Here is an 18,807-nt window from a genome sequence, read left to right as displayed (position 1 = left end):
ATTCGATCTGGCCTTGGACCGCTCGTCACAGCATAAGGCCCACGAATGCGCGACCCCGATTGGGCCGCGCCCGACGGATCGAAGGGAGTTACAACGGTGCGACTGGTTTCATTTACGACAGCGGATCAAGGGGCGGGTTATGGGTTCATTACCGATGCGGGGCTGCACAAGTCTTCTGCCGCTTTCAAGGCTCGCTACCCTGATCTGCGGGCTGTTTTGAATGCCGACGCCGTGGCCGAACTGTCTGCACATACGGAAGCGCCAGTTACGGTATCGGAAGTTACTCTGGTTTCGCCAATTCCAAACCCGGACAAGATTCTCTGCATCGGCCTGAATTATGCCGCGCATATCAAGGAAACCGGTCGCGAAAAGCCAAAATATCCTTCGATCTTCACGCGCTATTCGTCGTCTGTTCTTGGGCATGAAAATCCGCTGTTGCGACCAGCCGTTTCCAAGGAATTCGACTATGAGGGCGAACTCGCTGTCATCATCGGCAAAGCGGGTCGCAATATCCGCGCCGAAGAAGCCGCAGATTACATCGCAGGCTATTCCTGCTTCAACGACGGCTCTATCCGCGACTTCCAGCGCCATACGACCCAGTTTTGGCCGGGCAAGAGCTTCGACGATACCGGCTCAATGGGACCATGGATGGTCACGAAGGACGAACTGCCAAATCCCGAAGAACAGCATCTACGTACCCGCGTGAACGGTCAGGAAGTGCAGACGACGCCGATTTCGGATCTGGCTTTCTCCATTGGCGAAATCATCGCCTATGTTTCGACGGTGACAAAACTGCTTCCCGGCGACGTCATTGCCACCGGAACACCCGGCGGCGTCGGCAAGTTCCGCGAGCCTCAACTCTATATGTTCGCTGGCGACCGTGTTGAAGTCGAAATCACCGGTATTGGCACGTTGTCGAACCCAATCGCTGACGCAGCCTGATTTCCGCAGGCCCCGCCAAAAGCGGGGCCAATCCAAGTTTACGCGAGGGAAAAGGCAATGGCCATCAATGCTCTGGGATATATCGGCGTGCGCTCCGACAAGCTTGATGATTGGGCCGACTTTGCCTCCGGCTTGCTTGGTATGCAGAAAATTGACCTTGCCGCCGGTCAACTAGCTTTCCGTATGGATGACCGCATGCAGCGGTTGATCGTGCTTGACGAGCCGGGCGAAACGCTGTCCTGCATGGGCTGGGAAGTCGAGTTTCAACACGACCTCGATCAATATGCATCGCGTCTGGAAGCGGTCGGCACCCGGGTTCATCGGGCCAATGTCGCCCTTTGCGATCAGCGCTTTTGTGCGGACATGGTCTGGTTCGACGATCCGATGGGCAATCGCATCGAGCTGATCTGGCAGCCGATGATTGCCACCGATCCTTTTGTCCCGGGTCGCCCCATATCAGGGTTCAACACCGGCCCGCTTGGCATGGGACATGCCGTGCTGCATGTGAAGAATATCGAAATCATGATGCCCTTCTATCGGGACAATCTGGATTTCCATGTGACTGATTATGGACTGAAGCCCTATGGGCTCTACTTCTTCCATGTCAATGACCGCCACCATAGTTTTGCAATGGTTGGGTCCGGTCAACAGGGGTTCCATCATTTCATGGTTGAGTTCAAGAACCTTGACGATGTTGGACAGGGATATGATCTCGCGGGACTAGAAGATGGTCGGCTGGCCTATACGCTTGGACGCCACACCAATGATTACATGACATCGTTTTATGCAAACACACCTTCGGGTTTCTTTGTAGAAAACGGCTGGGGCGGAAGACAGATCGACCCCGCAAACTGGGAACCGCATGAAACCACGGACGGACCTTCCTTCTGGGGGCATGAACGTCTCTACCTGAAGGAAGAAGAAGGCCGGAAGCGCCTGCGCGACATGCGGCTCGACGCCGCCGCACGAGGCATTCGGGCACCGGCGGTGGCCGAATGCCCCTGGCTCTACGAGGCTATCAAGAACGAGCGTTCATAAGCCTACGCAATATCAATTGAGTCTCTGTTCAGTCTCTGCGTCAAAGAGATGGATATTCGCAGGATCGAGCATGACTTCGAACTCTTCGCCTGGCTGAACTTTATGACTTGGGGGCAAAGCGGCAACGAGCCTTTGTGGGCCAACGGTTCCCGTTACAATCAGTTCGGGACCCGTGAGTTCGGCGATGTCGCATTTCATGCGCAGAACGACACTTTGACCTTTCCGCTCCCGCCCTATTGCTTCTGAACGAACCCCAAGCAAAATACGTCTGCCAGCCGCAATATTCGGTAGGTTGCCAATTGGAATGCTGGTGTCCGTACCGTCAATCGTCAGACGATCTCCGCTGAATGTGGCTTCCAGCATGTTCATTGGCGGCGCGCCGACGAATGTCGCCACATAAAGCGTCGCGGGCCGGTTATAGACATTTTCAGGCGTATCGAGTTGCTCAATGCGCCCATTGCGCATGACCGCAATCCGCGTCGCCAATGTCATCGCCTCGATCTGATCGTGCGTAACGTAAACGATCGTGGTTTTCATCAACTGATGCAGTCGTTTCAACTCGGCACGCATTTCCATGCGCAGTTTTGCATCCAGATTGGACAATGGTTCATCGAAAAGGAACAGTTTGGGGTGACGCACCAATGCGCGACCGATTGCAACACGCTGACGCTGGCCACCGGAGAGCTGCGCGGGCTTTCGATCCAGCAGATTTTCAATCTGCAAAAGGCGCGCTGCTTCCAGCACGGCTTTATCCCGCTCCGCAGCTGGTACTTTGCGCATCTCAAGACCGAAGCCGATATTGCGCTTCACATTCAGATTTGGATAGAGCGCGTAGGACTGAAACACCATCGCCGTATCCCTGTCCTTGGGGTGTACGCGACGATAGACCGCTCATCAATGAGAATGTCGCCGCTTGTCGGTTCGGCCAAACCCGCGATCATGTTGAGCAATGTCGACTTGCCGGAACCGGAGGCACCAAGCAGCACTAAGAACTCGCCGCTGGCCAGAGACAGATCGATACCTTTGAGGATTTCTGTCGACCCGTAGCTCTTGCAAACCTTGCTTATGGTCAGGGTGCTCATGCAAGCGCTCCTTCAGCATCCGACATATAGGCCCGCGGGCTTGTGGAAATAGCCTTCGAGGCGCTGCGTGTGGCGGCCAGCAAGCAGGCCTCAACCGAGCGTCCCTTGGCGAATGACGCAAGAAAAGCTGCGTTGAAAACATCGCCCGCACCGATTGTATCGATAACCGTTACCTGAGGCGCATTGACCGATATGACGCTGCCATCATGTCCAACCGCGAAGGCACCGTTCGGGCCGCATTTAACGATAAAAAGGCCGCCATTCGGCATTGTCCGGCAGAGATTGCGCGCGGCCTCCACCGGATCGACGGAGTTTCCAAGATTGATCGTCTCAACCTCGTTGAACATGACAAACTTGCTGCGTTTCAACCATGAAAGTGCGCGGCTTCGGTTCCGCTCCGTCCAGCCTTCGACCGGCCAGCCGGTATCAAGCGCCACCTCGATGTTGTGGCTGTCGGCCCAATCGAAAAACTGACCATATGCATCCGCCAGCCTGTCGGTCAGAAAACTTCCGCAAAGAAGGGCCAGTCCGCCGGACAAGGCCTCACTATCAAGTGCCGACAGGGCATCTTCAATTGAAAAATGCGGCAGATGACCGAGTGTCGTGAAGAAAGTCCGTTCTCCATCCGGATGCGTCAGGCCGACGGACAGAGTGGTTTTTCCAGCAAACACCGCCCATTGTCTGGCATGATCACCAAAATTCTCAGCGAGCCAGCGTCCAAACTGATCGGCGCCTGTATTCGCGGCCATTTGAAATGGAACTTCCAAAGCCATCAGTGTCAAAGCCGAATTGCCCGCCGAACCGCCGACGCGTAACTCGTCATGGCTGACAATGTTCTCGGTGCCCGGTTGTGGCCAAGCCGCAGTCGGTCCCAGGATCATATCAACATTGACGTTGCCGATAATTGCAATTGGCCTCACTCATTCGCTCCGGGTGATTTTGGAAGAACGGACCGGCGTACCGGCATTCTCGACACGTTGGTCGGCAAAGGCTATCATGAGCCGTTGCGCAGTTGGCAGGATCGTGAAAACGGCGCCAAGTCCGCTTGCTGCGGGAAACGAAATCGTTACAGCACCCGGAACAGGCACCTCACCGGAGGCGTCAAACACTACCAGTTTGGCTCCCGTTTCAGCAACAGACTGTCCCATCGCCGTCACCAGCGGTGCGGTCGCATCCTTGCCCTTGAAGAGGATAACTGCAACCTTTGGTGAGAGCATTTCCATCGGCCCGTGACGCAGTTGGCCACCCTCCAGCGAATAGCTCGGCACGCGCGAAAGCTCGGTAAACCCAAGAGCAATGGCTTCTGCTACCCCCTGCAGACTGCGCCCCGAGGTTACAATCGTGTTGACATCAGCGATGCAATCAAGCGCTGCATCAATCGCCACAGTTTGGGGGGAATTTAACACGTTGAGTGCGGCTCGCGGATCGTCACCGAGTGCCGCCAATATGGCCAGATGCAGAGCGAAACTAATCGTCAGGCTACGGGTTGCTGCAAATGCAAGCTCCCCGCCGCCATGCCCCACCAGGCAGTCGACTTTGCTGGCGAGAAACGACCCAGCATCAAGCGTCAAACCGAATATATCGGCCTGCCCCTTTTTCTCGACGAACCAGCGGACGACTTCCGCACTTTCACCAGACTGAGATGTGACCAGAACAGTTTTGCCTTCAATGGGTAAGGAAGCGCCAAGCTGCTCTGAAATCGGTATGGCAACTGCATCGATATTATGGGCGCGATAAAGCGGTTCCACCGCACGACCGACCGCATGTGACCCGCCCATCCCCAGCAGCAGCAGCTTGCCGGTTTTACGTAAACTCCCGGCGATCTTCTCTGCCAGTTCACGATTATTCTCGAAGGAAATCAGAGCATCGCTAAACTGGCGTGCCATCTCTTTATCGATTGCGACAAGTCCTTCAGGACGCTGCTTTTGCGTGTTCATCATCATCCTTTCACGCCGCCGCTGGTGAGGCCGGAGATAAGTGCGCGTTGCATCAAAAGCCCAACAATAACCGGTGGAAGTGCTGCCAAAACACCCGCCGTCGCGATCAAGCCGTAATCGGAAACGCGCCCGCCAGCCAGATCGGCAATAGCAACTGTCAGCGTCCGCGCTCTCTGATCCGATGTGAACAACAGCGCATAGAAAAATTCGTCCCATCCCAGCAGAAATGCGAACAGCGCCGATGTCGCAACAATCGGCAATGCAAGCGGCAGCGTGATGATACGCAATGTCTGGAACAGGCTTGCACCGTCAATCATCGCGGCCTGCTCAATCTCCTGCGGGATACCATCGAAGCCAGACTTCATCAGCCATGTGGTGAATGGTGCCAGAATGGTAAGGTAGACAAGCGCGAGACCGAATACCGAATTCAGCAGCCCTAGTTTTGCAAGGACCATGTAAAGCGGCACGGCCAAAGCCACCGGAGGCAGCATATAGGTGCCAATGACCAAAGTGAGCGACCAACCGATGCGCGAGGTCCGCGATACCGCCCAACCGGCAGGGATCGCAACAAGGATCGCCACTAATGCGGCCATGCCCGCCACTCTCAGACTGTTATACATCGATGCCACAAAGGCAGCGCCAGCGCTATTGGGGACCGTGGACAGCAGAGTCTGATAGCGAGAAAAATCCGCTGTGGTCGGCCACCATTTCAATGGGCGAACAGACAGGTCGGCCATCGGCGATATGCTCATGACAAACAGCCAGAACAAGGGCGCGAGGATAATGACTGCCAGCGACAGCGCAGCGAGATAAACGAAGAAAGTTGCGATGGGGCTTCGACGTTCCATTATGTTGCCGCTCCAGCCGTTTTGCGCACCAGAAAACCATAGCCCAACGCCAGCACCGTAACGATTAGGGTCACAATGAGCGCCAGCGATGCACCAGATCCCGCGCGCTGGAAGGAAAATGCTTCCTGATAAACGAGGATAGAAAGCGTACGTGTGGAATTGGCGGGGCCACCGCGGGTCATGATCCAGATAATGTCAAAGACCTTGAATGCCTCAATGGTGCGGAGCACAAGCGCGACCATCAATGGTCCCGCAAGATAGGGCAGAATAACAAACCGGAACCGGTTGAATGGACCCGCGCCATCGACGAGCGATGCAGCCGTTATGTCTCTTGGGACGGCTTGAAGGGCCGCCAACGCGATGAGTGCGACAAGCGGGAAGTTCTTCCAGCAATCGGCAACAATCAGTGCCGTCATTGCTGCTGACGGTTCGCCGAGCCATGACTGGTAGTCTGAAATGATGCCAAGCTGGGTCAACAGCGAATTGAGCGCACCATATTCGGGATTGTAGATGAGACGCCATAGTGTTGCGTTGACCACCGTTGGCAACGCCCATGGCAGAATAAGCAAGGCGCGCAGAACAGTGCGGCCATAAAACTGCTGGTTCAGCAACAGTGCCGCCAAAACGCCAAGGACCATTTCGACTGACACCGAGATGAGAGAAAACCAGGTTGTGGTCCAGAAGGCACGCTGGAAATTTGAGCTGGTTAGCATCTTGATGTAATTGGCAAAGCCAACAAAATCGCCGCCAGTGCCGACAAGCTTTGCATCGGTGAACGAAAGGCGCACCGTTTCAAACATTGGCCAGCCGATCACGCAAACCATGACGGCGAGTAACGGAAGCATCAGCAACCACGCTCGCATAGTCATCCAGTTGCCGGACATTGTTTGCACCTCAGTCTAAATGGAAGAAGGGAGTGGATGCAGATGCACCCACTCCCATCAGGATCTTAGAGTCCGCTGTTTTCAGCTGCGGATTTAAGGGCGTCTTCCGGCGAAGACTGTCCAAGCAGGGCTTCCTGAATGGACTGCTGCAAGGCCGTGGACATTTCCTGATATTTCGGTGTTGTCGGGCGCGGATACATCGCAGCCAAACCGAGCTTCGCTGCCGCGATCAACTCTTCCTGTCCCTTCGATACAGCCGGATCATCATAGGACGACGCCCAGATCGGCAGAGACAGTTTTGCATAATCGTTCTGGACCTTTTGCGAGGTCATGAAGACGATATATTTCCACGCATCATCAGGATGTTTGCTGGTGGTGGTGATGCCAAGCCCCATGGAACCATTGACCGCCGAAACCTCGCTCTTGCCTTCGACGCCCGGCGCAGGCACCACGCCCACCTTGCCAACCACTTTGCTTTCGGCAGGGTCATTGACCTTACTATACATATAGGTCCAGTTCAGCGCGAAAGCGGCGTCACCATTCTGGAAGACCTTGCGTACGTCCTCCTCCAGAAACTCTTTCGAGTTGGGATTGCTGAGGCCGGACTTATAGCTGTCCACCATATATCTGAGGGCATCCAGTCCGCCATCCTTGTCGAAGGCGGGCTTTCCGTCTTTCAGGAAATCGCCGCCATAAGCACTCACCAGCGTGGTGTAGTCGCAAATCGCGGCCTCCGCCTGCGCCCAACTCCACGCAATCGGCGATGCAAGCAATCCCTTGTCCTTGATGATCTTTGCCTGATCGTTGAGTTCCGCCCAGGTCTTGGGCGGGTTCTTTATGCCCGCTTTCTCAAGGATTTCCTTGTTGTAGAACAGGTACTTGGTATCCAGAATCCACGGCATGCCGTAATATTTGTCCTGATACTGAACCGTCGTCCAGGCGCCCGGCAGAACGCCCTTCTTCATCTCGTCCGTGATGCGTGAAGAGACGTCGACAAGCACATTGTTGCTTGCATATTCGGCTGGCCAGATCACGTCGAACAGCACAACGTCATAGCCCTGCCCCGAACCCTGAGCCAGAACCGTCTTGTCATGCAACCCTTCATAGGGCACGAATTCCAGATTGACCTTCACATCCGGATTGGCTGTCTGAAAGGCCTCCGTCATCGCGCGTACATCCGCTTCGCTATAAGCGGCCTGCGCCATGAACAGGGCATTCAGGGTCGTTTCAGCAAATGCGTGCGGAACCGAGAAAGCGGATACGGCCAGCGTACCCAGCAAGACGGTGCGAATTGATTTAAGCATTGGTACCTCCCGTTAACCTGCCTCCGGCTTGTGCTAGTGCCGTGCACATTGCCTTATCGCCGTGAGATCAGAGCTGTTGTTCCACCATTATTAAATGTTCATGTTCTTTATTAAGTCAAATCCATTGACTTAAACGTGTTATAAATATCTACTGGTGTCAAGAGGGATTGAGGATGCCAAGAAAGAGCGACATTCGGGCCACGAGTGGCACCAATCATGAGGGTACAAGCGCCCATAATCGCAGGGTGATCATCGACGCCCTGCGCCAAAACAGATCGCTCTCCCGCGCCGAACTCGCCCGTGCGACAAATCTCACCAAACAGACGATCTCCAACCTGATTGATGGTCTGGAAGGCGACGGATTGGTGAGTTCGGAAAATGCGGTCAGGCGTGGTCGCGGACAACCGGCAACGCCCTACCGGCTGGTGCCCGAGGGCGCATTCGCGCTCGGCGTTCAGATCGACCGGCATCTGACCCGGATCGTCATCGTCAATCTGACCGGCGATGAAGTCGTGCGGCGAGAGGCCAGACTGCCACCCGATAATCCGGAAGAAGGCTGCGCCATCATTCTGGAAGAAATTGCCAAAGCGCAAGCGACGCTCGCACGGAAATTCCCCGATGGACACTATCGAATGTCGGGGCTTGGGGTCGCCATGCCCGGCCCTTTCGGGACAAAGGTTCCCGAGCATGACCGATGGGTGATGAGTGCATGGCAATCTTTCCCGCTGATTGACAGGTTGACCCAAAGCACCGGCCTGACTGTAACATTGCAGAACGATGCTACGGCCTGCGCGCGGGCAGAAAAAATGGTTGGTCTCGCAGACGGCCTCGATAATGTCGTCTGTATCTATATGGGCTACGGTGTCGGCGCCGGGTTGATACTGAACGGAGAAATCTATACGGGCAGCAAGGGCAATGCCGGTGAAATCGGCACCATGCTTATGACCAATCGCGGCGCGCCAACGCCACTGGAACACCATGCTTCTCTCTCGTCGCTCTACAAACATTTGAAACTCGACGAAGCACAGCCCGATCTTTCTGCGGAATTGGAAGCCCTGTTGGCGCAGAACGATCCGCAACTGGAAACATGGCTGGAGCGGGCGGCGATGGAACTGAGATCCGCCATCCATACGATAGAAGCGATCTTCGACCCGCAAACAGTTATTCTGTGTGGCGGCGCGCCGAAACTTCTGGCCAACCGGCTCGTGGACCGGATTGAACCGCTCATTTCCTCCAGCGTCGATTACCCGGTGCGGACATTGCCGCGTCTGCTGGTCGGGTTGACCGATATATGGGCCGTGGCGCGCGGGGCAGCCCTTGAGCAGATCAGCAGGCATTTCGACCCACGTTTCTCAGCACTGCTGAAGTCTGGAGTCATTCCCTGAAGCGCCCGGCGATAGCCAACACCAGCTCTTCTCATCATCCCTCAAGCCACGTCGGCAGGCCCCGCGCTACGTGGCCTGTCTTTGCGGCCTCTGCGCAGCTCGCAAGACTACCAAAACGCACCGCACGGCCAGACAGACCCGGCCCATAATGTGCGTATTTTCCGGAATTGGTCATCAGCGCTTTGGCCGCGACCGGAAAAACCGGTTCGGAAATGGAACACCAACAGAGATCCGGGATCACCTGAACGCCCGCGGCTTCCAGCCTTTGCAATGTTCCATCTTCGCGCGCCGCAGCTATAACCTGACGCCCCGCGGTGATAATGGTGGTTCTGACCGCTTTGCCGCCTCGCAAAGCGTTTGCAAAGGCGCGGCATTCCTCAAGCGAAGCGTGCGGGCTGCCGATGGCTACCAGATCCACCGCATCTGGACCATCGTTCAGCGACTTCCATCCATCCACCATGTCGTTCCTTGTGATAGAGACCGTATCGGCTGCGGGCGAAACAAAATGCGCTTCCGGTGTAACGCCTTCGACATGCAGCATGGGTGCAGCGGAAGTCGTACCGAAGGCCGCACACATGGCTTTTAAATTTTCCGGTGTCGGCTTGGCGTCCCTGAGCCCTTTCAGGAGTGGAATCCGATCCGGCGAAACCTTACCCGCGAGATAACCAATCAAGGGCCAGAAAGCGTCGTCGAACCCTTCGGGTATATCAACGTGGATGATACGCTGCGCAAATCGATGTTGATCAAGATAAACGCCGGACAGTGGTGCGCGTCCCGTCATGGCAATGCAGAGATCAAGAAAATCGGGATGCTTCGCCGTACGAGCTCCAAGCACGGTGTTTGCATAAATGACAGCATTGCTTTCGGCCCATGCGATCATTTCCCCCTTTTCCGGCGCGGTGTGCAAAAGATAGGGCGAACAGGTAAATGTGTTCTGGCATCCCATCCGCACATAGGCATCGGCAAGCCGTGCGGCGGGCCACCCAAAGGATGCAGGCACACCTTGCGCCTGCCAATGTTCACGGTCAACGGAGATAGCATTCATTGTCGTCGGTACGCGGACCCGCGCACCCATATCTACCATCTTCTCGGCGAAGATCAAATTGGCCGGGCTTGCATAGATGCAGCCGTCGATATGCGCCTGCGCGACATCGATCAGGCGTTCTGCGCCTTGGTTTTCGGCCATCGCGCAGATAATTTCCATGGCGAGCTTGGTGGCATCCCCATCTGCGCCCGTCATCATGGCTTGATCGGCTGCGGAAAGTTCGAGCCTCGTTTCCTTTGACCCCACGAGCGGCAGGGTAAAGCCAGGCGCGGTTAACTTGGTCGGCGTGATCTTGACCTCCGGCCCCTTTCGTAAGCGCTCCCAGTCCTCCGGTGCCAGGCGCAAGACGGGTAGAGGATGGTCGAACATCTTGTCGGCGATTAGTGCCCCCAGAGTCACCACATCCTCAGTCTGGGAGAAAATCAGCGCAGCCGGTGCCATGCCATTCAATGCCAGATCAAGCAGCACGCCCGAGCCCGTACAGGAACCGCGCGTTGATGGCATCATCAGCGCAGCGCCTCTGATACTCTGCCCGTGGAGGGGATGGTGCACGTCGATGATTTTACCCGAAGAAGGATCAACTCCGCCCCAAAAGCTGAGCGGTTCGGTTGTCGCCAGGATTGGCCCTTCGGCGGTTCCGGGCAGAATGCTACGGGCTGTTGCGGTCATGTTCACCTGTCCGTTGCCTGGTTTGATTTCTGAATGATCTCGGCCAATATGGCGACGGCGATTTCGGCAGGTGTCGCGGCTTTAATATCCAGCCCTATCGGGGATGAGATCCTCGCCAGATCGGTGGCATTGTGCCCGAGTTTCTTCAGGTTTTCCATGCGTTGGGCATGGGTTCGACGACTGCCCAATGCCCCAATGTAAAAGCAATCCGCCTGCATTGCCAGTGATAGAGCCGGTTCGTCAATTTTGGGATCATGTGTAAGCGTGGCAACCGCAGTATACCGGTCCAGCGGGTTGTCGCGAAACGCCTCCTCCGGCCAGACTGCCTTAAGAGCGGCCTCCTGAAACCGCAACGGCGTTGCAAACGCGGTTCGTGGGTCGATGACCTCCACATCAAAACCCGTCATGATGGCCATCTGCGCAAGATGCTGGGCGATGTGAACTGCCCCCACCAGTTTCAACCGTAATGCCGGTCGGTATATATTGATGAAGTAACGTCGATTGTCGGCCACAAAAAAGAGCGGCTTACCGGTTTGAAACGCTTGTCGAACGTGCGGTTGAAACGCACTAAAAACATCCTCAGCATCCCGCACAAGCTCAGTGCGTCCGTAGTCCAGATCGGTCAATGTCGCTGCAAGCAAACGTCTGGCGCGTAGCTCATTCAGTTCCGCAAGAAGAGAGCTTTGCATCAATCGAGCTTCTCCACATAGACCCTGATCTTGCCCCCACAAGACAGCCCCACGCGCCATGCCGTTTCATCGGCAACGCCAAACTCCAGCAGCTTTGCCTTTCCAGACGCTATCGTTTCCAGAGCCTCTTCAATGACTGCGCCTTCGACGCAACCACCAGAAACCGAGCCTTCAAAATTCCCCAACGCGTCGACAACAAGATGACTGCCTGTGGGACGTGGTGCCGATCCCCATGTTTCAATGACGGTGGCGATCGCAACCCCTTTGCCGTTCTGGCGCCAGTGGAGCGCGACAGCCAACGGGTCCCTGGTAAGACCAAAACTATGTTCAGACAATTCGCCCCCCGGCATTCACGACAGCGTCTCTCGTATCGACGTCAATTCTGGCAGCAGACCCAATGGGTACATCAACGATAGGGAGTTCGCTCGCCTCAATGATATGCCTTGCACCCACATCGCCCGACAGGGCGGAAATGGCTTCGAAAAGCTGATGCGGGATAATAACGGGGTTGCCACGCTCACCCTCGTCGGTAACGGCGCGAATGACAGCGTTTCCGTCGTGCTGGCGGAAACGATCAATCATCATGCGAATGTGCTGCGCGCTGACCGCAGGCATGTCTCCCAGATGGATCATCAGCCCGTCACAGTCTGCCGGTGCTGCGACAAGGGCAGCTTTGATCGAACTTGCAAGCCCAAGGGCATAAGCCGGATTGTGCACGACAGAGACGTCAAGCCCCTGAAGCGAAGCGGAAATTTCGTCTGCCATATGGCCAGTAATGGCGATCACCCGGCCACGATCAGCTTCTACCGCATTTTCAACCGACCGGCGCGCCAGCGGCTTGCCATCAAAAATGGCGAGAAGCTTGTTCGCCCCGCCCATGCGGGAGGATTGCCCGGCGGCCAGAACAGCGATCATGACCGCAATATCGCGTTTTCTCCTGGTTCTGCCGTCGCGCGGTGCAATGCGCGCCGGACTATCGAGCAAAAGACCGCCGACGCCCATCGCTGCAATGTCCTTTGGCGTGACACTCATCCCTGCCGTCAAGCGGTTGAGAACCCAGTCGAACCCATTCTCCTTGATACTTCTGGCGCAGCCGGGAGCGCCGATCACCGGCTTACCGTCGACTTCACCAAGAACAAGCAGATTGCCGGGGTCGACCGGCATCCCGACATAGGTAACCGTGCCCCCAGCCCTGCGAATGGCGGTGGGAAGAACGTCGTTCCTGTCCGCAACAGCCGATGCGCCGAACACAACGACAATGTCGGAAACCGCAGCTGCATCTTGTATGGCGCACGCCATCGGCTCCGCCGCATGCGAGACCCGAAGTTCTGTCGCCACGGCTCCAAGATTCATCGTCAAACGTGCTTCAAGCGCCTGACGGGTTTTATCCAGAACACTTGTTTTCAAAGCCGTGTCCGTTCCCTGAACAAGCCCGACAGTGCAACCGCTGAAGGATTCAACGCCGAGCATATTCTGGTCGTGACACAGCTCAAGCACTGCTGCGACGGAACTCTCCGGGACGGCATAGGGAATGATCTTTATCGTCGCTACAACCTGCCCTGCACGAACGCGGTCAAACTCGCGCAAGGTCGCCAGTGTTATCGACGAATCGATAAAATTCACCGCGTCCACAAGCTTCCGGTTGACGGTGAAGACACCGGCTTCTCTTGCAAGAAAATTCACGCGCCCGGTCGTGGCCGCAGAACAAATAATGCCCTTTGCCGATATTGCAGATGCGATCTGGGCAGCAGCGTCGTTCTCCGTAATATCGCCGGCTTCCAGTTGGGCCGACACCACGCTGTCATGTCCCTCCTTTCGAAGAAATTCGATATCATGCGCGTCCAGAACATGCCCTTTGGGGAAACTCTTCCCACCTACAACAAGCCGATGCGCGAGAATAGCGTTCAATGCCTCGTCGAGCGGCGTTGCCCCGAAAACCATGCGCTATCCTTCCCCCAAAGCCACGCCGGATCGCCGAAGCTCTTTCCGTTATCTGGTCGCCATTTGGCTCCGCGAGAGCCCCCGCTCCCTTATATGCCGGAGCTTCATCATTTGTCACGATGCGCTCTGGCGTTTAACGTCCAATCATGCGGTTTCAGATATGTCTATTCATCGTCGGGCAATCCTTGCTGGAGTTCGGCGAATTTGGCAGCCATTGTCGGATTACCGCGGGTAAGCCGCTTGACCGTCAGGTCCTCAGCCTTATCGTTTGCCAGTCTTAGATTGTTGGCCGACTTGTGAAGCGCTTCTTTTGTTTTCTCGAGATCCTTGATCGCTTCATCTATGCGTTTGACTGCTTCCTCAAAACCGTCAGAAGCCAAACGCCAATTGCGCCCGAAAGCAGCTTTGAAGTCGTCGAGCTGGCTTTCGAAATTTGTGATGTCGACATTTTGTGCCTTCACCAATGCCAGTTCGGACTTGTATCTGAGCGAGTTCATCGCTGCATTGCGCAGCAGCGTGATGATTGGAATGAAGAACTGCGGCCGGACGACGTACATTTTCGGATAACGATGGGATACATCGATGATCCCCGTGTTGTAGAGTTCGCTTTCAGGCTCAAGCAACGAGACCAGAACCGCATATTCGCAACCTTTCGCGCACCGGTCCTTGTCGAGCTCTTTGAGAAAATCTTCGTTCTTTTTCTTGGTCGCCGTCTCGTCGTTCTCGTTCTTCATCTCAAACATGATCGAAACGATTTCGGTGCCCGCATCGTCCATATCGCGGAAGATAAAGTCGCCCTTGCTACCGCTGCTCGCGTCATTATCCTTCTCAAAATATGCGATGGGGAAAGCAGTCGCACGAATACGGTCGAACTCGGTTGCACAGTGCTGTTCCAGCGTCTCGCCGATCATTTTTGTCGATAGTTTCGCTTTCATATCCCGCAGACGCTCGATTGCCTCGTCGCGATCCTTCAGCTGCGTTTCGTATTTGTCTTTGAGCGCTGTCTCGGCAAGTTGCTTTTCAAGTGCCACCCGGGCAAGCCCGTTCTTCAGTTCATCGCGCTCTTTCTCAATCGCGCTGACGGCTTCGGTGACGGCAAGTTTTTGAGAAATCTCGCCGGCATCGAGTCTGGCCTTCAAGCCCTGAATCTCTTCATTCTTGATGGAAGCCGCTTTCTGCAGTTCAGAAAGAAGCTTTGCCTCGGCCAGTTTAGACGTGGCTTCGTTGTCACGCCTGACGCTTTCAAGCTCGTGCAAAAGAGCATCACGTTCTTTCTCGATGGCCCCCAGAGCCTCGGCTACGGCAAGCTTCTTCGCGACTTCCCCGGATTCAAGCCTTGTCTTCAGTTCCTGGATTTCAGAATCCTTGGCTGCGGCGGCTTTCTGCAGTTCATTGGCAACCTTGGCCTGTGCAAGCTCGACAGCATTCCGCTTGTCCTGCTCTGCTAACTCCAGGCGCTCGTGCAATTGCTTCTCGAAATCACTGTCTCGAACCTGCTTTAGAATATCTGCATATCCAGCTTCATCGATTTTGAATGCCTTGTTGCAATGCGGGCAGATGATTTCGTGCATGATAATTTCCGTTAGCCTTGGCCAGAAATTCCTGCAGAAACTCCAGCTGCCATTGATCCGCGTCTTGTGAACGATTGCTGCACTTTTAGCAAATCTGCAATCAATTCAATCAATTCAGATTAAAAAATAATCAACTAGAAAATTGATTAATAAATAGACCGATAGCTATTGCCAATGCAACGCCGCTACGGCATCAATGCAGCATGAAGCAGCCGGACCTGACCATTCTATCGATGAGAACGCCATTCGCTCCTCGATTATTGAGGAAGGATTGTGCGAGGCAGGCCACGGCAAAGTCGTGGTGATCAACGAGATGCACGGCATAGTGCGCATGATTGAAACGCTAAATCCCGATGTGATTGTGATCGACATAGAAAACCCCAATCGCGACATGATGGAGCATCTGTTTCAGCTGACCCGCACCGTAAGCCGCCCGATCGCCATGTTTGTCGACCGTTCCGACACAGCCTCTATCGAGGCGGCGGTGGAGGCAGGCGTTTCCGCCTAATTCGTGGACGGATTGAAGAAAGAACGCGTGAAGCCCATTCTCGATATGGCCGTCAGCCGGTTCAATGCGTTCAGCCGTTTGCTGCGCGAACTGGCGGATGCAAAATCGGCATTGGAAGAGCGCAAGGTCGTCGAGCGCGCCAAGGGCATTTTGATGAAAATGCGCGGCCTGTCCGAAGAAGACGCCTTTGCCCTGCTGCGGCAGACTGCGATGAATGAAAAGAAGAAAATGTCCGACATTGCGCAAAGTATCGTGACCGCGGCCGCACTGCTGATGAAATAGCTTTAGATTTCAGAACCGGGGCAAATATTCCGGGAGTATGCAAGTGAACATGCCGACCAGATTGACCGAGACCGGAAGTGGGCTTGCCGCGCCAGCAGGCATAGCAGGCAAGGAAATCAGGACGCTGCGCACCGGATTTATTCCTCTGGTCGACGCTTCAGTGCTGATTGCAGCGGCAGAGTTTGGTTTTGCTCGAGCGGAAGGCTTGAACCTTGATCTCGTCAAGGATGTCTCATGGGCGAATGTCCGTGACAGGCTCGCTTTCCGGCAATTCGACATTGCACACATGCTTTCGCCCATGCCCGTGGCATCCATGCTGGGACTCGGCTCCAATCCATCGCCGACGATAACTCCGTTCTCGCTAGGGCGCGGCGGCAACGCCATCACCCTGTCAGTGCGCCTTTATGAACGGATGCGCACAATCGCCGATATACCGGAAGCCGCTGATGCGCTGGAAAATGCGCGGGCGCTCGCGTCCGTCGTGCGCGAGATAAAATCACGCGGCGAACCACTCCTGACGCTGGCAATGACCTATCCTTTCTCGTCGCATAATTACGAGTTTCGCTACTGGCTGGCGGCAGGCGGCATTGATCCTGACCGCGATGTAAAACTGGTCGTCGTGCCGCCCCCATTGACCTCGGACGCTCTGGCGTCAGGTGCTATCGACGGTTTCTGCGTTGGAGCGCCATGGAACATGGTGGCCTCAGAACGGGGCGCCGGGCGCATTGTCGCTGCCAAACAGGATATCTGGCCAAGCGCGCCCGAAAAAGTCATCGGCATGCGCCCGGAATAGGCTGAGACCCACCCCGAAACCGTTGCCCGTTTGATCGTCGCCCTCGATAAGGCCGCACGCTGGTGCGACTGCATCGAAAACCATGACGCGTTGGCCGAGACTTTGGCAGACGAGCGCTATCTCGGCGTGCCGCAGCATATCATTCGCAACGTACTTGCCGGGACATTCAATCTTGATGCGCGCGGGAACCAGCGTGTCATCGAACATTATTTCGACTTCCATGCCGGCTTTGCCAATTGCCCCCGCCCCAACGATGCGATGGGTCTACCAAAACGAACATAAGCCACTAAAGCAAAAGCTGACAAAGTGAGCATCATCATTGGACGAATAAGACCTTTCGTCGACGATGAAACCATCCACCCTGAAGTTACAATGGCACTGCTCCAAAGCCATCCAAAGTCAGAGACAGAAAGCGCCATTGCGGTGATGCAAACGGGGCTTGCCGTCATAACCAATGTCAGTTCGCTATTTTCATCGTTACGGTGTGACGAAAAGAACGAAGTAAATGTACTCCAGCTAAAGCCAACTGACATACTGAGCAGGGCTGGCATCAAGATCGAATAAAACATGCGTGGCACCCCATAGAGCGATACCTTACACATGCAGTTTTTATGCCACTTTTGGGGGAATAATCGTTTTGAAGTATATAATACTAGTAGGGGCGCGGCTAAGCAAAATTGAAGCGCTATCGTGGCCTTAAAATAATCGAATAATCAAGCCAAGCCACATAAACTTTTCTTTCAGGCAAAGCGAGCCTGATCAAAAACTAGCCAGATGACAAATTTTCGAGCCCACCCTGTGCACTCTGATATTAAAACGACCAGAGCGCATCAGGTACTGACCTGCTTAATTGTTACCGATCGGTGCATCGGCAGAAATGACGCCTTTGTCCTTCAGGCGAGCCCAGAAGGTGGCGGGAATTTCCTGCTCGAACCAATCGACATTTGCCTTCATCTGCTCGCCATTGCGGGCACCCGAAACCACCGTGACCACAGCTGGATGCAGTGTCGGGAAGGCTAACGCCGCGGCTTGCATGGTAACACCCTCGGATTCGCATGCCGCCTGGATTGCATCGACACGCGTCAGAAGATCGGTCGGCGCCTCGGCGTAGTTGAACTTCCGATTGCCCGCCAGAAGGCCGGAATTGAAAGCACCGGCCACGACGATACCAACGCCGTCGCGGTGGCAACGGTCGAGAAGCGCAAGGCTGTCCTGCTCCAGCAAGGTGTAGCGGCCAGCAAGCATCGAAACGTCGATGTCGAATTCCTGCATCGCGTCGGAAACGACCTGCCATTCGTTGACGCCCAGACCAACGGCCTTTACCAAGCCCGCAGAACGCAGTTCTCCAAGCGCCTTGAACCCGCCGCCCTTGGTCAGCTGGTTCCAATAGTGCTGATGACGATCGCCGTGGGTGGCGCGGCCAATGTCGTGAATATACAGCAAGTCAGGAGCGAACACGCCAATGCGTTGGCGGCTTGCTTCGAAGGAACGCATAATTGCATCGTAGCTGTAATCATAATTCGGTCGGAAAGGCAGCGGCTCGACGTAAGCGTCTTCTTCCGGCCCGACCGTCTCATCCGGCACCATGATACGCCCAACTTTAGTGCTAAGCACATACTCGTCGCGCTTGTGCTCCGTCACCATCGTGCCAAGGCGGCGCTCTGAACGCGTATAGCCATAAAAGGGCGCCGTATCGAAATAACGGATACCAGCATTCCAAGCTGCATCGAAAGCACTCAGAGATTCCTGATAACTCGTCACCCGATAGAGATTGCCCATCTGGGCGCAGCCGAGACCCATTAGCGTGAACGAGACGTCACGATTGCGCAATTTGCGTCTGTCTGAAACCTTCATGATGTGCTGAATTCCCAATCTGACCGAAAAAGAGC

The 18,807-nt window shown here is 55.3% G+C and carries 14 protein-coding genes and 3 pseudogenes; 5 read left to right on the top strand and 12 right to left on the bottom strand.

The annotated features are described in order from the left end of the window. Positions 1-96 precede the first annotated feature (96 nt). Positions 97-942, top strand: a complete 846-nt coding sequence (locus WIX40_RS18230) for a fumarylacetoacetate hydrolase family protein (RefSeq protein WP_124915515.1) — start codon at positions 97-99, stop codon at positions 940-942. Between the two features lie 57 nt (positions 943-999). Then, positions 1,000-1,980 (top strand): VOC family protein, encoded by a 981-nt coding sequence (locus WIX40_RS18225; protein WP_339441246.1) that lies wholly within the window; start codon positions 1,000-1,002, stop codon positions 1,978-1,980. A gap of 12 nt (positions 1,981-1,992) precedes the next feature. Here WIX40_RS18225 and WIX40_RS18220 read toward each other — a convergent pair. The 6 genes and pseudogenes from WIX40_RS18220 to WIX40_RS18195 all read right to left on the bottom strand — a co-directional run bounded on the left by WIX40_RS18220 (position 1,993) and on the right by WIX40_RS18195 (position 8,035). Beyond that, a pseudogene (locus WIX40_RS18220) lies at positions 1,993-3,062 on the bottom strand (ABC transporter ATP-binding protein). Further along, positions 3,059-3,982 carry a carbohydrate kinase family protein gene (locus WIX40_RS18215; RefSeq protein WP_339441245.1) on the bottom strand — a complete coding sequence of 308 codons (924 nt, stop codon included), beginning with the start codon at positions 3,980-3,982 and terminating at the stop codon, positions 3,059-3,061. Before WIX40_RS18215 ends, WIX40_RS18220 begins: the two are co-directional and overlap by 4 nt. Beyond that, the gene (locus WIX40_RS18210; RefSeq protein WP_339442343.1) at positions 3,983-4,999 is read right to left on the bottom strand and encodes an SIS domain-containing protein; all 1,017 of its coding nucleotides are present in this window, start codon (positions 4,997-4,999) and stop codon (positions 3,983-3,985) included. A gap of 2 nt (positions 5,000-5,001) precedes the next feature. After that, positions 5,002-5,847 (bottom strand): carbohydrate ABC transporter permease, encoded by an 846-nt coding sequence (locus WIX40_RS18205; RefSeq protein ID WP_339441243.1) that lies wholly within the window; start codon positions 5,845-5,847, stop codon positions 5,002-5,004. Further along, positions 5,847-6,731: a carbohydrate ABC transporter permease gene (locus WIX40_RS18200; RefSeq protein WP_339441241.1), complete on the bottom strand. Its 885-nt coding sequence runs from the start codon at positions 6,729-6,731 to the stop codon at positions 5,847-5,849. The genes WIX40_RS18205 and WIX40_RS18200 overlap by 1 nt, the downstream gene beginning before the upstream one ends. Before the next feature lie 65 nt (positions 6,732-6,796). Further along, positions 6,797-8,035, bottom strand: a complete 1,239-nt coding sequence (locus tag WIX40_RS18195) for an extracellular solute-binding protein (protein WP_109366086.1) — start codon at positions 8,033-8,035, stop codon at positions 6,797-6,799. A gap of 173 nt (positions 8,036-8,208) precedes the next feature. Between WIX40_RS18195 and WIX40_RS18190 the strand changes: the two genes are divergently transcribed. After that, on the top strand, positions 8,209-9,420 hold the full coding sequence (locus tag WIX40_RS18190; protein WP_339441240.1) for an ROK family transcriptional regulator: 1,212 nt from the start codon (positions 8,209-8,211) through the stop codon (positions 9,418-9,420). A 34-nt stretch (positions 9,421-9,454) separates the two neighbouring features. Here WIX40_RS18190 and lhpI read toward each other — a convergent pair whose 3' ends face one another. The 5 genes from lhpI to WIX40_RS18165 form a co-directional block, all read right to left on the bottom strand. After that, positions 9,455-11,134 carry a cis-3-hydroxy-L-proline dehydratase gene (lhpI, locus tag WIX40_RS18185; RefSeq protein ID WP_339441239.1) on the bottom strand — a complete coding sequence of 560 codons (1,680 nt, stop codon included), beginning with the start codon at positions 11,132-11,134 and terminating at the stop codon, positions 9,455-9,457. 2 nt (positions 11,135-11,136) lie between these two features. Then, a complete protein-coding gene (locus tag WIX40_RS18180; protein WP_339441238.1) occupies positions 11,137-11,823 on the bottom strand; it encodes an XdhC family protein in 687 nt (228 codons plus the stop codon). Further along, positions 11,823-12,158, bottom strand: a complete 336-nt coding sequence (locus WIX40_RS18175; protein WP_371834156.1) for an XdhC family protein — start codon at positions 12,156-12,158, stop codon at positions 11,823-11,825. The genes WIX40_RS18180 and WIX40_RS18175 overlap by 1 nt, the downstream gene beginning before the upstream one ends. Beyond that, positions 12,151-13,764 (bottom strand): NTP transferase domain-containing protein, encoded by a 1,614-nt coding sequence (locus tag WIX40_RS18170; protein WP_339441234.1) that lies wholly within the window; start codon positions 13,762-13,764, stop codon positions 12,151-12,153. The genes WIX40_RS18175 and WIX40_RS18170 overlap by 8 nt, the downstream gene beginning before the upstream one ends. 164 nt (positions 13,765-13,928) lie before the next feature. Continuing rightward, the gene (locus WIX40_RS18165; RefSeq protein WP_339441233.1) at positions 13,929-15,335 is read right to left on the bottom strand and encodes a DUF2130 domain-containing protein; all 1,407 of its coding nucleotides are present in this window, start codon (positions 15,333-15,335) and stop codon (positions 13,929-13,931) included. Between the two features lie 196 nt (positions 15,336-15,531). Between WIX40_RS18165 and WIX40_RS18160 the strand changes: the two are divergent. Together WIX40_RS18160 and WIX40_RS18155 are read left to right on the top strand one after the other, a co-directional pair. Continuing rightward, positions 15,532-16,125 (top strand): annotated as a pseudogene (locus WIX40_RS18160) (ANTAR domain-containing response regulator). A 49-nt stretch (positions 16,126-16,174) separates the two neighbouring features. Beyond that, positions 16,175-17,179, top strand: a pseudogene (locus tag WIX40_RS18155) (CmpA/NrtA family ABC transporter substrate-binding protein); the annotation flags it as partial. Positions 17,180-17,764: 585 nt separating this feature from the next. Here WIX40_RS18155 and WIX40_RS18150 read toward each other — a convergent pair. Continuing rightward, positions 17,765-18,772 carry an aldo/keto reductase gene (locus WIX40_RS18150; protein WP_339441231.1) on the bottom strand — a complete coding sequence of 336 codons (1,008 nt, stop codon included), beginning with the start codon at positions 18,770-18,772 and terminating at the stop codon, positions 17,765-17,767. Positions 18,773-18,807 lie beyond the last annotated feature (35 nt).

Origin of the sequence: Ochrobactrum teleogrylli, from assembly GCF_037482325.1 — a bacterium.
Classification (GTDB): Bacteria; Pseudomonadota; Alphaproteobacteria; order Rhizobiales; family Rhizobiaceae; genus Brucella; species Brucella teleogrylli.
This window is presented reverse-complemented; position numbering and strand designations above follow the sequence as displayed.

Coding starts and splice junctions, on each gene's coding strand:
- WIX40_RS18190 (WP_339441240.1), top strand. CDS start 8,209: ATGCCAAGAAAGAGCGACATTCGGGCCACGAGTGGCACCAATCATGAG.
- WIX40_RS18170 (WP_339441234.1), bottom strand. CDS start 13,764: ATGGTTTTCGGGGCAACGCCGCTCGACGAGGCATTGAACGCTATTCTC.
- WIX40_RS18180 (WP_339441238.1), bottom strand. CDS start 11,823: ATGCAAAGCTCTCTTCTTGCGGAACTGAATGAGCTACGCGCCAGACGT.
- WIX40_RS18195 (WP_109366086.1), bottom strand. CDS start 8,035: ATGCTTAAATCAATTCGCACCGTCTTGCTGGGTACGCTGGCCGTATCC.
- WIX40_RS18165 (WP_339441233.1), bottom strand. CDS start 15,335: ATGCACGAAATCATCTGCCCGCATTGCAACAAGGCATTCAAAATCGAT.
- WIX40_RS18225 (WP_339441246.1), top strand. CDS start 1,000: ATGGCCATCAATGCTCTGGGATATATCGGCGTGCGCTCCGACAAGCTT.
- WIX40_RS18150 (WP_339441231.1), bottom strand. CDS start 18,772: ATGAAGGTTTCAGACAGACGCAAATTGCGCAATCGTGACGTCTCGTTC.
- lhpI (WP_339441239.1), bottom strand. CDS start 11,134: ATGACCGCAACAGCCCGTAGCATTCTGCCCGGAACCGCCGAAGGGCCA.
- WIX40_RS18205 (WP_339441243.1), bottom strand. CDS start 5,847: ATGGAACGTCGAAGCCCCATCGCAACTTTCTTCGTTTATCTCGCTGCG.
- WIX40_RS18210 (WP_339442343.1), bottom strand. CDS start 4,999: ATGAACACGCAAAAGCAGCGTCCTGAAGGACTTGTCGCAATCGATAAA.
- WIX40_RS18200 (WP_339441241.1), bottom strand. CDS start 6,731: ATGTCCGGCAACTGGATGACTATGCGAGCGTGGTTGCTGATGCTTCCG.